The organism is Nostoc sp. FACHB-190 (assembly GCF_014696905.1).
In the GTDB taxonomy this organism is placed as follows: domain Bacteria; phylum Cyanobacteriota; class Cyanobacteriia; order Cyanobacteriales; family Nostocaceae; genus Nostoc_B.
Genome location: NZ_JACJQW010000013.1, coordinates 99,555 through 113,417, shown reverse-complemented (window position 1 = coordinate 113,417; position 13,863 = coordinate 99,555). Strand labels below are relative to the sequence as shown.

Below are 13,863 nucleotides of genomic sequence, written 5' to 3'. Positions count from 1 at the left end.
AACAAAAACGCCCCCCTAAAAAGGAGAGCGTTTTTATTAATTATTTAGAGACAATCTCTAGAAAATTAACCGTTGATTGCAGGAGCATTCAAAGCAACGGGAGTAACTTCACCAGCAGCTAAGTCTAAGGGGAAGTTGTGAGCGTTACGCTCGTGCATGACTTCCATACCTAAGTTAGCGCGGTTGATGATGTCAGCCCAGGTGTTGATGACGCGACCTTGAGAGTCAATCACTGATTGGTTGAAGTTGAAACCGTTCAAGTTGAACGCCATTGTGCTGATACCTAAAGCGGTAAACCAGATACCAACTACAGGCCAAGCAGCTAAGAAGAAGTGCAAGGAACGGCTATTGTTGAAGGACGCATATTGGAAAATCAAGCGACCGAAGTAACCGTGTGCTGCAACGATGTTATAGGTTTCTTCTTCTTGACCGAATTTGTAACCGTAGTTTTGAGATTCGGTTTCGGTTGTTTCACGAACCAAGGAAGAAGTTACCAAAGAACCGTGCATTGCAGAGAACAAAGAACCGCCGAATACACCAGCCACACCGAGCATGTGGAAGGGGTGCATCAGAATGTTGTGTTCTGCTTGGAACACGATCATGAAGTTAAAGGTACCGGAGATACCCAAAGGCATACCATCAGAGAAGGAACCTTGACCGATGGGGTAGATCAAGAATACTGCGGTAGCAGAAGCCAAAGGAGCAGAGTAAGCTACGCAGATCCAAGGACGCATACCCAAGCGGTAAGACAATTCCCACTGACGACCCATGTAGCAAGCACATCCGATCAAGAAGTGGAAAATTACCAATTGGTATGGGCCACCGTTGTACAACCACTCATCTAAGGAAGCTGCTTCCCAGATGGGGTAGAAGTGCAAACCGATCGCGTTAGAAGAAGGAACAACTGCACCAGAGATGATGTTGTTTCCGTAGATTAAAGAACCAGCAACTGGTTCACGGATACCATCGATGTCTACAGGAGGAGCAGCGATGAATGCGATTACGAAGCAGGTGGTTGCAGCCAGCAATGTAGGAATCATTAATACACCGAACCAACCGACATAAATACGGTTTTCGGTGCTGGTGATCCAATTGCAGAACCGCTCCCATACGTTAGCGTTAGAACGCTGTTGTAAGGTTGTGGTCATTGTTTTATAAGTGCAATGTTTAGTTAAATATTGAACAGACAAATTTTTTTAATGCCTGTTGAAATAAGTCTACATGAATTTACTTTAATTGGATGTTTCGCTTCATATTCTGTAATATTTTTCTGCTATTTACTCGCGTAAATGTAAAGTTTTAAGTTGAATTTATGGCAGCCTTTCAAGGCATCCAAAGCCTTGATATTCATGAGTTATAGCTGTTTGAATTGGCAGTGAATTTTGGGGATAAATTTTCTAGAAACACGGCTTTATATTTCTTTACAAATCTGACTTAAATTAATCAAGATGTAGTCAAGACTCTAAAAAGCTTACTGGATAAGAGACTTAGTATGTAAACCATGAAAATAAGGGGAAAATTCTAAACCCAACTTTCTTAGAATCCTAAAATTATTACCATTAAATAATTTTTATTAAAAAACGTAAACGAAATAACTTATTTCTTTCGCCATACTCTGTTATGGAAACTGCATCAGAGGTTTTATCGTTGCGTTGGAGGAATTAAAAGACTAACTTTTGGTCAGCTATAATCATTAGCCCTAGATTCAATCGATATAGCAGGTGACAGGGTTAAAAGCTTTGTGATGTCTAAGTTTGATTATTTATCGATGTCCTAAGCAATTTGGCTACTGCTATAGATGCTAATTATCTGAGAAGGAGAAGAAAAATCTGCTTGTAGAGGTTGGCGTGAAATGAAGCGATCGCCATTTCTCAAGCTATAAGTATTGATAGGGCTGACTTTTAATTTTCTACAATTAAACTAAAATTGTTGATTGTGCCACTTTCAATGGCGGAATGTAAGCTAAAAAACAAATCAGTAAAAAGTGGTAGCAATATAGCAGTTTTGCTCAAAAACTCACATCTACCAAAAATCTGCCCCACACATGAGTTCACTATCGCCGCGCCCTGACAAAATTTTGGTGGTCGATGATTCACCAGATAATGTTTTTTTAATTAAAACCATACTAGAAGAAGAAAGTTATACGGTTAGCACCGCAGAAAATGGTTTTGTTGCTTTAGCCCAACTAGAAGCATCTCCTTGTGACTTGGTATTGCTGGATTTAATGATGCCAGGAATGGATGGTTATGAAGTTACCAGGCGCATTCGTGGAGAGATGAACTTGCAGCAATATATTCCTATTTTGTTAATCACAGCCCACGATGCACCCAACGTTGCACACGGATTAGATTTGGGCGCTGATGATTTTATTCGTAAACCAGTGACGGTAGATGAATTACTTGCCAGAGTGCGATCGCTATTACGACTCAAGCATAGTATGGATGAGCGTGATGAAATTGCCCGTCAGAGAGAAGACTTTGTTTCTCGACTCACCCATGACTTGCGTACGCCCTTAGTCGCGGCTGATCGAATGTTAATGTTATTTGAGCAAGGTGCTTTGGGTGAATTGTCATCGCAAATGCGAGAAGTACTCACCATCATGGCGCGTAGCAATGCCAACTTGCTCTCGATGGTAAATACTTTATTAGAAGTGTATCGATTTGAAGCCGGTCGCAAAACCCTGGCGTTTCAACCTGTTGATTTAAAGCTATTAATTGCCGAAGTAGTTGGAGAACTAGCACCTTTAGCCGCAGCTAAAGCACTGACTATCGAACAAAAATATGCCGAGGAATTAACTAATAGTAATATTATGGGCGATCGCTTAGAACTGCACCGCCTGTTAACTAACCTTATAGGTAATGCCATTAAATTTACTGAATCTGGCTATATAGCAGTGCGCCTCTCCCCCGCAGATCAAAATCCAGAGATTTCCTCCTGGGGAAACACGTCATCTATCTCTGGGAATGACTATATTGATATTGTGGTAGCTGATACAGGTTCGGGTATTTCGCCCGAAGAACAAACAACATTGTTTCAAAGATTTCGTCAAGGTAGCCACAAGAGTTCCGGTAGTGGCTTAGGACTGTATTTATCTCGCCGAATTGTCGAGGCACATCAAGGGCAGATTTCTGTTAATTCTGTATTAGGTAAAGGTAGCGAATTTATTGTCCGTTTACCCCTTAAACCTTGAAGAAATAATAAATTGATCAAGTATGATCCATAGCAGTCCTAAATCATTTGTGAATATCAAGATACCCGAATTCTTAAATAAGCTGGGTATCTCACCCTCTCGATCAAATATTAGAGGATAACATCATGATTACTGCTGAATTATCTAAAATTTCTGAACTGATTAAGCAGCAACGTCAATTTTTTCAAACTGGTAAAACAAAAGATATAGCTTTTCGCCTAGAAAAACTCAGAACTCTCAAACAAGCAATAATTGATAACGAAGCTGATATTGTACAAGCTTTAAAAGCAGATTTTCAGAAACCCGAATTTGAGTCTTACATCACAGAAATTGGTATTACCAAAGAAATCGATTATGCCATTAAACATTTGCACTCTTGGGCTAAACCACAAAAAGCAGCAGTGCCAATCGATTTTTTTTCTTATTCAGCTAAAATTTATGCTGAACCTTTAGGAGTTGTTTTAATTATTGGCCCTTGGAATTATCCCTTTAATTTAATTATTGCCCCCTTAGTCGGTGCGATCGCCGCAGGTAATTGCGCCATTCTCAAGCCTTCAGAACTTGCCCCCGCTACCTCTAGTTTGTTAGCCAAAATGATGGCTAAATATTTTGCACCAGAGTTTATTACTGTAGTGGAAGGTGGTGTAGAAGCCAGTCAAAAGCTATTGGCAGAAAAATTTGACCATATCTTTTTTACTGGTGGTACAGCTGTGGGCAAAATTGTGATGGAAGCAGCAGCAAAACATCTCACACCAGTGACTTTAGAATTAGGCGGCAAAAGCCCTTGTATTGTTGATGCTGAGATTAATTTAGAGCATACTGTTAGACGGATTACTTGGGGTAAATTTATTAACGCTGGACAAACTTGTGTTGCGCCAGATTATCTTTTAGTTGATAAAAAAATTAAGCCAGATTTCATCAATGGCTTGAAAAAAACTCTCACAGAATTTTATGGCGAAAACCCATACAATAGTGCTGATTATGCCAGAATTATCAGTCAAAAACACTGTGAAAGGTTAATTAAACTGCTTGATAAAGGTGAAATTGTGGCTGGTGGCGAAAGCAAATTAGAAGAACGCTATATTGCCCCAACAATTATTGATCAAGTCTCCTTAACAGATCCTGTAATGCAGGAAGAAATTTTTGGCCCAATTTTACCTGTAATTGAATATACAGATATTACAGAAGCGATCGCCTTAATTAATTCCAAGCCAAAACCCCTAGCTTTATACCTGTTTTCACAAAACAAAAATCTGCAACAACGAGTTTTACAAGAAACTTCTTCTGGTGGCGTTTGTCTGAATGACACAGTAATGCACCTTGGTGTTTCATCTTTACCCTTCGGTGGCGTAGGTGATAGTGGTATTGGTAACTATCATGGTAAAGCGGGTTTTGATACCTTTTCCCACCATAAAAGCGTGCTGCATAACTCCTTCTGGCTAGATTTAAAATGGCGTTATGCCCCGTATCAAGACAAATTAGGCTTTGTGAAGCGATTAATTAAGTGAAAAGTGCTGAGTGCTGAGTGCTGAGTAATCTTTTTCTTATTAGGACTCTGTACTGAAGTATGGTAAAAATTGAGAGACATTGGATTGCAACGTCTCTCACTCAACAAAATCTTCAAATCAAAAACTACTGCTATAGCGTTCTTCCGCCCAAGGTTCGCCCCGGCGATGATAACCGTTGCGTTCCCAAAAACCTAGTTCTTCTTTCTTGAGAAATTCTAAACCATTAATCCACTTGGCACTTTTCCAAGCGTAGAGATGGGGAACAACTAACCGTAAGGGGCCACCATGTTCTGCGGGTAATGGTTCTCCAAACAGTTGAACAGCAAAGAAATTTTCTTCCCGGACAAAATCTTCAATGGCGATATTAGTAGTGTAGCCACCATAGCAATGTTCCATGATGTGGGCGGCTTCTTTTTCTACCTCTATCAAATTCATAAAATCTGTTACCTTAATGCCAGTCCACTTGACATCCAGTTTTGACCAACGGGTAACACAGTGAAAATCTGCTGTAAATTCGTGCTGTGGTAGCGCCATAAAGTCCGACAAAGTGAAAACAGCAGGTTTAGCCGCACCCCAAACGCGAAATTCCCACTCTTCGATATTGACTTTGGGTGTTGCACCATAAGTTAGTACAGGGAAACCTTTGGCGAGGTGCTGTCCAGGCGGGACACGTTCACCCTGTTCTTTATCTGGTTTTTGAAAAAACTTGCCTAACATATTCTCAGCAAAATTAGGTTAATTGAAACACTTGGCTATTTCGAGATGATGAACTAAACCTGATTGTGAGTGTGGCAGAGAGCCTGAGCATAAACAACTAGACTCAGACAGAGAAGAAATATTAATTTTGCTGAACACCTACATCATTAGGATATCCAGATAATTTACTGTGTGATTATGATTATCTGATCATCAGTCATGGGTAATAGGTAATGGATAATGGATTTTCCAAATTATTCATTACCGATTTTTTATGTATCCGATTACTTGCTGCACAACAGGCATAAACTATTAATAAGTAGAAGAAATTTCGGAAAAACTTTTGCTCAAATACCAAAAAGCCTGAGCGGTAGAAGTCACCGCTCAAATCTTCGGTGATGCTAGGGTTTTTCCTAATCGGAAATTATGATTCTTCTTCCTCTTCTTCAGCAGCAGGATAGACAAATGTAGAACGTCCAGTCAAAATAGACTTGCCGAGAGACAAAGCTTTTTGAGCTTCAACAGCAGCTTTATGTCTCCAAGTAGCTCGACGTTTATCGCGTTTAGATTTAGATGTTTTCTTCTTAGGGACAGCCATAGTAGCGGATATCGCAATTTTTGACAACCTTTCTATTCTAAGCCATCTCTTTGCATCTGCAATGGTCTACCTGTAATTTACAAGTAAGGGGCTAGAGGTGAGAGGCTAGGGGCTAGTATTTTTACTCAGCACTTACACTTCGACTTCTTCTGTTGGAGACGCTGCGCGAACGCTCAGTGTACAGCACTAATTACTCAGCACTCAGCACTTTTAACTTACGGTGTGGTGGTTGCTGGTGCAACGGTGGTGATGGGAGGGATATTGACGGGGTTGCTTGGGGTTTGTTCAAAGAATAATAGCGATCGCGCGGTTTTAAAGTAAGTCGCCCAAAGTTGAGCATCAGGACGGGAACGCCATTGGGGACGGCTGACTTCTAAAGCTAAAATTGGTGCGATCGCACCGTAGCTCTGTACGGAGACAATAATCGATACATCTGTAGCTAATATATCTTGGTCAAAACTGCGTTGTGCGGCGGCTCTGGCTGTGGCTTCGGCTCTCCGCAGTGTGGTTTCATAGTTTTCATCAGGTAATCTATCAATAATTAAATCAACTCTAGCTGTGTAAGCTCTTACCATCTGTGGTGAAATTACTTCTGCCACAATCCATACAGGTAGGCTAGAAAAGAGCAAAAATATTAATGGAAATATCCGGATTTGTTTGATAACTTGGCTAATAAATAAAAAGGAAATGATCGATGATTGTTGGTTAGCAACATTCTTGGTCATAACCTGAAAGCTCCTTACTAATTAATGGCCTGTAATTGAATTGTCTGAGAATTTTTACTGAAATTAAAGGCAATAAAAATTACTTAGTCTTTGGGATTTCATGAGAAATTCCGAGACTATAAGACATAGGTTAGCTTTGTTCTTTCGGCAAAGCCAACCGCAATTTTAGGCAAGTCAACCAATTTTGGATTTTAGATTTGCGATTTTAAATTGATGATGGCTACGCTATCGAGCGTCTTTTCAATTTGTTTAGCGGACAAGCATTAAAACTTGAACTAAAAAACAATCCAAAATCCAAAATTCAAAATCTAAAATTGGCACGGTCAACCACAACCTACAAATAGCGGGATGGCAAATCACTGGGCGATCGCGATCGGCATCAATCAATATCAATTTTTTCAACCTTTACGTTGCGCCCAAGCCGATGCCGAGGCGCTAAAAGATTTTTTGGTTCAAGAAGCAGGTTTTTCTCCCCAACGCTGTCTACTAATGACAGATACTTCACCACCAATTGGGGATAGGTCTACCTATCCCACAAAAGAAAATATTTTGCTGTTGATAGAAGACTTGGCTGCGGCTTGTTGGCAACCGGGGGATTATCTGTGGTTTTTCTTTAGTGGTTATGGTGTTAACCATGCAAGCCAAGATTACTTGATGCCAGTGGAAGGTAATCCTGAGTTAATGCAGGAAACCGCCATCGAAATGCGATCGCTCTTGCACAGCCTCCACATAGCTGAACTAAATGCTGTAGTGCTGCTTGATATTAACCGGGCTTCCAGTACGCAAGCAGATGCAACCGTTGGACAAGAAACCATTGAAATAGCGCAAGAATTACAATTAGCAACGATTCTGTCTTGCGAACCAGAACAATTTTCTCGTGAAAGCAGTGAGCTAGGTTACGGATTTTTTACTGCGGCTTTGTTAGCTGCGTTACGTTCTGGTCATGGCAGCAGTTTGGCAGATTTAAACAGCTATTTAAATGTGTTCACGCCAGAATTATGTCAACACTATTGGCGACCAACTCAAAATCCAGTAGCGATAGTACCTGCTAAACCGTTTGTCATCTTGCCACAGTCAGAGGTGAATCATCCAGTTACAGAAGTTCCCAGCACACTGGAACCAACTGAAGCCGCACCCCATGAATTAGAGACATCTGAAGTTGAGGGTAGTATTTTTTCAGAAGAAAACTTTGCTGTGGCTTTGGCTGCTCCCCCATTAGCGCCAACATCAACCAAAAATCCCGTAAATTCGCCGCATATTGGGATTTGGGGAGAAGCATCGGTTTTACAGTCGGCTGTTGCTGCCAGATTACCAGATTTGAAGTTTCCCAGTTTCAGTTTAGGAGAACCACAACTTTCTCCGTCACCCGACTTAATTGCCAACGAAGAATATAGCAACCAGCAAGGGCAATTAGCGATCCCTGCTTCAGAAACAAGTGCGGGGAGATTTATTCCCGATGTTGCCCAACCTTACATCTCACGTTTACCGCAGAAAAAGGCCAATACCTTATGGTGGCAACAATTTTTCTTTTGGGGCGGTGGCATGATGTTAATAGCTGCTGTAGTAACAGTGGTCTTTCTCCGCAATCAAGAAAAGTTCGTGGCGGGTCGAGAAGCTTTATCGGCAAAGTCCCATGAACATGAACAAGTAGTTCCCGCAAAAAATCAGTCTGCTGCTCAAATAGCTTCCCTTTCTGAGTCGAAGAACCGCAATCAAGCTGTATTAGACTTGGCGAAAATGTCTCTTAGACAAACTCAAGCCAGTGATTTGAGTTTAGCGATCGCCACTGCGAGAAAAATTCCGCCAGGTGAGCCGCTTTACGAACAAGCCCAAGAAAATATCAATATTTGGAGTAACATGATCCTTAATTTAGCCGAGGGTCGTGCCAAGCAAAGACAATATACTAATGCGATCGCTGCCGCACAACTCATCAGTAAAGAAAGCTCCCTTTATCCCCAAGCCCAAACAGTAATTAAACAGTGGCGACAAGAAGCCAAGCAATATCTCGCTAACAAAACTTTATTAGATGCGGCTAATGCCTTAATTAAGCCAGGACAAGCCTCTACATATAATCGCGCCATTGAAGTAGCCAAGCGCGTTCCCCAAGGTCAACCAGGATTTGATTTAGCTCAAAAATCAATTAATAAATGGAGCGAAAAAATCTTAGACTTAGCAAAAACTCGTGCTGCCGAGGGTGATCTCAAGTCCGCCATCACCACCGCAACTTTAGTCCCAGAAGAGACATCTGTGTATGAAGATGCTCAAGAAGCAATCCGTAAATGGCAGAAAAAATAGTTGAGAGTTAATTCTGGGTTGTTGATCAATTTGCCAGCAGTATCGATTTTAAAGAAAAGATGAGATTTAGTTGCTAATGATGAAGTCAGGGGCTAGTTTATGCCAAAATCTGGCTATGGATACTTGATAACTTACCCCTTAAGTATAATCATGGGTCTGAACGGGTATAAATCTCAAAGTGATCATGGAAAATCGTCAAAATTTCAACCATGAGCCACCCCAACTGATAGAACCCAATCTAGAATTAGCGAAGACTAAATTGGGTTCCAAAGGTCGCTCAAACATGCTGATGGCTTTACTGACACAGCATCCACTGGTGCTGTTATGTGGAGTTTTTACAATGGTTGTGGGTACGGCGACTGTGGCATTTTATAGCCTCAGTTATGTAGATCATAGGAAACAGGCAGAGTCAGAACCCATCCCAGTAATTGTAGAAGAGCCAATTACGATTGAACATAGCAATCCTCTACCTTTATGGATGGTAATGGCGATCGCACTCAGTTGTGGTAGTGGTTGCTATCTCATTTTTCGCTTGTGTAACCCCAGCCAAGCTCAGAAATTTCCTAAATCTGCCTCCAGTCGCCTAAAAGCTCTAAAACCAGCTTCGCAAACATCCCGAAATTTACCAGTGTTTGCATCTTTGCAACCACTCAAAGTCAAAAGCAAAACCTTGGTTGAAGTTCTACCACCAGCACAAAAATACCGCCTGGGTAAAGGTAAAGAGTCACTCGCAGACTTGATGGATATTCGCAAAGAAAATTCCTTGTCAGCACTTTTACAAAAGCATTAATGTTGCCGTAATACAAAAACTTTTGAAATACAACTTTTAAACTAAGAGGGTACAGCAATGCTGTACCCTTCTTAGTGGGAATTATACTGAGATTGTGGATTGATTATTTTTTCCTGCGCCTGGATGTTTTTAATATATAACGCGATGTGCGACTTATTCTTGAAACCCCTCTCCAAACCTCTCCCCGAAACGGAGAGAGGCTTTGAATCTTGCTCCCCTTCCCTGGTAGCTTACTGGTGAGTTTTTCAGTAACCCATTTGTCGCAATCATTTTTCAAATTGGTATAATTATCAAAATTTGGGGGATTCTCCTTCATACCCCATACACTGTACTTTTTATCTGAAATGCAAAAATATAGTAAAAATAATATGTTTACTTGATTAAAAAAATAACGTGAAAATTTGATTTTCTCAGTATTTGTTTAAGTACATATAAATCTATTTTTGCTCTACTTACTTAAATTTACCAATTGTTGATATTCAATTAACTAATGTAATATATTAATTGTTTTATCCAAAAATTAAATTTCATTTCAAATTTAAAATATCAACATTTAAACTCAGATGTTCTTGTGAAGAATTAACCGATTTATTCTGATTTATCAATCCTGAAATATAACCTGATAAATTATCAATATTTTTTATAATTTGTTCAACTTGTAAAATCATCAGTTTTCAGCCTACATAACCAAGCGTATTTATGAGTGACTTATTCAATCATGCCCTGGGGCTGACACAAAATCAATTAACTGCTGTTGAAAAATCAGATCCAGATGCACTACATTTTAATATTACATTTAATGATCCATCAGGAAAATTTTCTGCCTATTACTCCGCTATCAAGTCTCATATATTAGCGGCTGGGTCTAGTTGGGACAAGTATATTACAGGTAATGCTGATTTAGAAATTGTTGTTAATTTTTCTAATCCAAATCCCACAGCGACAGGCAGAAGTTTAACTTCATCTTTTGTGTATAAGAAAGGCACTTTGTCAGTATATGAACCAGGTGCAGTATCAGAAATTCGCACCGGAGTTGATCCTAATGGTGCTACGCCTGACATTGAATTTAACTTTAATCCTGATTATCTAATTAATGAACTGTGGTTTGACCCCAAACCAGTAGCACGAACTACGGCTGTACCCATTAATAAAACAGATGCCGTTTCTTTATTACTCCATGAATTTGGTCATGTCTTTGGCTTCAATGCCTGGAAAGATAATTTTGATGGCACACTCTCAGGTAATTATCAATCTACATTCGATGAAAAAATTGTTTTTGATGGCAGCAATTTTTTCTTTGTAGGAAAACAAGCGACTAGTGTTTACGGCTCTCCTGTACCCTTGACTTTTGGTAACATCACTCATGTGGGAAATGATGGTTCTAGACCAGGAGTTAATCTGGTTAGAGACTTAATGAATGGTGTCAAATTTTATCGAGGATTTCGCTATAGTATCTCTTCACTTAATGTTGCCATATTAAAAGATGTTGGTGTACCTATCATTGATGTCCCAACTCTTAGTCTGAGTAGTGTTACGACTACCTTACCAACCAACGTTGAAAACCTCACCCTGACAGGAACATCTCAAATTAACGGTACTGGTAACGCGGGTAATAACATTCTCAAAGGTAATAGTGCAAATAATAAGCTAATAGGCAATGCTGGGAATGATACCTTAGATGCTGGTGCTGGCAAGGATACCTTAAACGGGGGGAGTGGCGATGATATCTTAATTGGCGGCGCTGATAATGATAGTTACTACGTGGATAGCAGCAATGACCAAATTATCGAACTATTGAATGAAGCTACAGATACAGTCCGCACGACTGTGAATTGGAAACTCAGCGACAACTTAGAAAATTTGGTCTTAACTGGTACTAGCGGGATTAATGGTACGGGAAATGCTTTGAAAAACACCATCACTGTGAACAAAGCGGATAATCAACTGTTTGGTGGCGATAATGATGACAAACTAATAGGAGACGCAGGTAACGACACCCTGAATGGCGGAGATGGCAATGATAGCCTAGTTGGCGGCAATGGTAATGATAGCCTGGTTGGTGGTAATGGTAATGATAGCCTGGTTGGTGGTGCGGGTAGCGATCGCCTAACGGGTGGTACGGATAGTGATAAATTTGTTTTTTCCAGTCTGGGTGAGGGTATTGACACTATTACTGATTTCAGTAGCACCGAGGATTTTTTAGTAGTACAAACTCTCTTGACTCATTTGAATTATACGGGTATTAATCCCATTGCTGATGGTTACATTCGGGGCATACAATCTGGGTCAAGTACTTTGATTCAAATTGATATTGATGGCTTAAATGGCAACTCAATTTTTAGCACTTTAGTCACAGTCAGCAACTTCATTGCTAGTAACTTCAGCTTAAATAACTTGATTTTTTAGTGCAGTAATCAGCAAATCTGCATTGAGGTGACAATGCCAAGTCTACATATATTTTCACAGGTCAATACTGGTTTATCGTCAATATTTGATAACTAGGATAAATAGTCATAGTTGGATTTACTTGTTAAACTTTAAGTTAACTACATACTGTTATCGGTTACTAAAGTTTAAAATGAATGAATGAACAAACGAAAGCAATTCGAGTTGCTTGGTGTAGTTCACTAGATTTACCTCAACCAACAAATACGCGCCTCAATTTTGAGTGGATTACGGTTGATATCTCCAGCTTATTTGAGCAGGATTTTGACATTATTGTACTCGACTTCAGAGTTGTTGCAAGTATAGAGAAAGTTAGAGATTTATATAATACTGTTGGGAAACCAACAGTATTATTAGTAGAGACGATTGAGCAAGAATCTGCTGTGCTTACTTGGTTAGAAGCAGAAGATGAAACCTGTCAATATGATGCAATTAATCAGCAAATTTGTCTACGTTTACAGCGCAGTTTTTGGCACAATCAACAAAAGCATTTATTTAATCTCGATAAATTGACAGGAATTGCTAATTTTCGGAAGTTTAATGATTATGCAATCAATCTTTTAACTTCTAATGAAGATATCGAACAAATATCTTTGATTTATTTAGATATTGACCGTTTTAAGTTTATTAACGATCGCTACGGTCACATAACAGGAGATCAGATATTACAAGAGATTGGACAAATTCTGCAAAAGTACTCACTAGGCGCAGGAATTGTGGCGCGGACAGGCGGGGATAAATTTGCTATTTGTATGCGTGGAAGTATTGAGCAAGGGAAGGCCTTTGCAGAGTTTCTCAGAACCCAAATCGAAACTCATGAATTTAAGCTCAATGCGATGTCGTCGGTGCGCCTCACTGCGTCCTTTGGTGTGATTTCGATGTTAGGACACACCTCGATTGAGCAATTATGGCAAGAAATTAATCAATGTATATATGCAGCCAAGCAAAAAGGGCGTAATCAAGTTGTCACATCTGAAGAATTTGATGCGATCGCCGATGCTTCAGGACAAGATAAACTGATAACTGATTTTGAGCATCGCATTCGTGTCACCGCAGAACGGATGATTAGTGAAATGGTGCTGAAAGCCAGTCGATTAGCTAATAAATACCGCGTCGAGGCCGAACTCGATGGTTTAACGGAGGTGTTTAATCGTCGCTATCTGGATAGGTTACTGGCGCGTGAAATCGAAAAAGCTCATAAATATCAGCAACAACTCACAATCTTACTTTTAGATTTAGATTATTTCGGTGCAATCAATCGCACCTACGGTTTTCCTACAGGTGATCAAGCTTTAAAAACTGCCGCACAAGTATTTCAAACCCATATCAGAGCCGGAGATTGGGTGACACGCTACGGTGGAGAGGAATTTTGTATTGTTATGTCTAACACTGACCTGAATACAGGATGTCAGATAGCAGAACGAATTCGCCTCGCCCTGAGTGCAGAAGTTATTACAGCCTACAATGGTCAACAATTCCACCTCACTACCAGTATTGGTGTTGTCGAACTCATAGCAGAAGATAAACTTGTCTCTTTTTTACAGCGTGCCAGCGATAAACTGAGAGAAGCCAAGAAAAACGGGCGTAATCGCATTTGCTTTTGATGGGAAAGTGCT

At 40.1% G+C, this 13,863-nt stretch carries 10 protein-coding genes; 6 read left to right on the top strand and 4 right to left on the bottom strand.

What is annotated here, in order from left to right; translation table 11 throughout:
- Nucleotides 1-65 precede the first annotated feature (65 nt).
- Nucleotides 66-1,148, bottom strand: coding sequence for a photosystem II reaction center subunit D1 (gene psbA, locus H6G28_RS16210; RefSeq protein WP_190591278.1), 1,083 nt, complete (start codon nt 1,146-1,148; stop codon nt 66-68).
- A gap of 896 nt (nt 1,149-2,044) precedes the next feature.
- Here psbA and H6G28_RS16205 point away from each other — a divergent pair.
- Together H6G28_RS16205 and H6G28_RS16200 are read left to right on the top strand one after the other, a co-directional pair.
- Complete coding sequence (locus H6G28_RS16205; protein WP_190672187.1) at nt 2,045-3,190, top strand: hybrid sensor histidine kinase/response regulator; 1,146 nt, start codon at nt 2,045-2,047, stop codon at nt 3,188-3,190.
- Nucleotides 3,191-3,315: 125 nt separating this feature from the next.
- Nucleotides 3,316-4,698, top strand: coding sequence for an aldehyde dehydrogenase (locus tag H6G28_RS16200; protein WP_190672184.1), 1,383 nt, complete (start codon nt 3,316-3,318; stop codon nt 4,696-4,698).
- 117 nt (nt 4,699-4,815) lie between these two features.
- Here H6G28_RS16200 and H6G28_RS16195 read toward each other — a convergent pair whose 3' ends face one another.
- The 3 genes from H6G28_RS16195 to H6G28_RS16185 all read right to left on the bottom strand — a co-directional run bounded on the left by H6G28_RS16195 (nt 4,816) and on the right by H6G28_RS16185 (nt 6,717).
- On the bottom strand, nt 4,816-5,415 hold the full coding sequence (locus H6G28_RS16195; protein WP_190591275.1) for a sulfite oxidase-like oxidoreductase: 600 nt from the start codon (nt 5,413-5,415) through the stop codon (nt 4,816-4,818).
- A 403-nt stretch (nt 5,416-5,818) separates the two neighbouring features.
- Nucleotides 5,819-5,992, bottom strand: a complete 174-nt coding sequence (gene rpmF, locus H6G28_RS16190) for a 50S ribosomal protein L32 (RefSeq protein WP_190591274.1) — start codon at nt 5,990-5,992, stop codon at nt 5,819-5,821.
- A gap of 215 nt (nt 5,993-6,207) precedes the next feature.
- Nucleotides 6,208-6,717 (bottom strand): hypothetical protein, encoded by a 510-nt coding sequence (locus H6G28_RS16185; RefSeq protein WP_190591273.1) that lies wholly within the window; start codon nt 6,715-6,717, stop codon nt 6,208-6,210.
- Between the two features lie 348 nt (nt 6,718-7,065).
- Between H6G28_RS16185 and H6G28_RS16180 the strand changes: the two genes are divergently transcribed.
- The 4 genes from H6G28_RS16180 (at nt 7,066) to H6G28_RS16165 (ending at nt 13,851) form a co-directional block, all read left to right on the top strand.
- Nucleotides 7,066-9,012 (top strand): caspase family protein, encoded by a 1,947-nt coding sequence (locus H6G28_RS16180; RefSeq protein ID WP_190672181.1) that lies wholly within the window; start codon nt 7,066-7,068, stop codon nt 9,010-9,012.
- A gap of 184 nt (nt 9,013-9,196) precedes the next feature.
- Nucleotides 9,197-9,802, top strand: a complete 606-nt coding sequence (locus tag H6G28_RS16175) for a hypothetical protein (protein WP_190591271.1) — start codon at nt 9,197-9,199, stop codon at nt 9,800-9,802.
- 699 nt (nt 9,803-10,501) lie between these two features.
- The gene (locus tag H6G28_RS16170; RefSeq protein WP_190672178.1) at nt 10,502-12,208 is read left to right on the top strand and encodes a calcium-binding protein; all 1,707 of its coding nucleotides are present in this window, start codon (nt 10,502-10,504) and stop codon (nt 12,206-12,208) included.
- A 176-nt stretch (nt 12,209-12,384) separates the two neighbouring features.
- Nucleotides 12,385-13,851 carry a diguanylate cyclase gene (locus H6G28_RS16165; RefSeq protein ID WP_190591269.1) on the top strand — a complete coding sequence of 489 codons (1,467 nt, stop codon included), beginning with the start codon at nt 12,385-12,387 and terminating at the stop codon, nt 13,849-13,851.
- Nucleotides 13,852-13,863: the final 12 nt, after the last annotated feature.

Bases quoted from the DNA above. Each gene is read 5' to 3' on its own strand.
- psbA (WP_190591278.1), bottom strand. From the start codon at position 1,148: ATGACCACAACCTTACAACAGCGTTCTAACGCTAACGTATGGGAGCGG.
- H6G28_RS16205 (WP_190672187.1), top strand. From the start codon at position 2,045: ATGAGTTCACTATCGCCGCGCCCTGACAAAATTTTGGTGGTCGATGAT.
- H6G28_RS16200 (WP_190672184.1), top strand. From the start codon at position 3,316: ATGATTACTGCTGAATTATCTAAAATTTCTGAACTGATTAAGCAGCAA.
- H6G28_RS16195 (WP_190591275.1), bottom strand. From the start codon at position 5,415: ATGTTAGGCAAGTTTTTTCAAAAACCAGATAAAGAACAGGGTGAACGT.
- rpmF (WP_190591274.1), bottom strand. From the start codon at position 5,992: ATGGCTGTCCCTAAGAAGAAAACATCTAAATCTAAACGCGATAAACGT.
- H6G28_RS16185 (WP_190591273.1), bottom strand. From the start codon at position 6,717: ATGACCAAGAATGTTGCTAACCAACAATCATCGATCATTTCCTTTTTA.
- H6G28_RS16180 (WP_190672181.1), top strand. From the start codon at position 7,066: ATGGCAAATCACTGGGCGATCGCGATCGGCATCAATCAATATCAATTT.
- H6G28_RS16175 (WP_190591271.1), top strand. From the start codon at position 9,197: ATGGAAAATCGTCAAAATTTCAACCATGAGCCACCCCAACTGATAGAA.
- H6G28_RS16170 (WP_190672178.1), top strand. From the start codon at position 10,502: ATGAGTGACTTATTCAATCATGCCCTGGGGCTGACACAAAATCAATTA.
- H6G28_RS16165 (WP_190591269.1), top strand. From the start codon at position 12,385: ATGAATGAACAAACGAAAGCAATTCGAGTTGCTTGGTGTAGTTCACTA.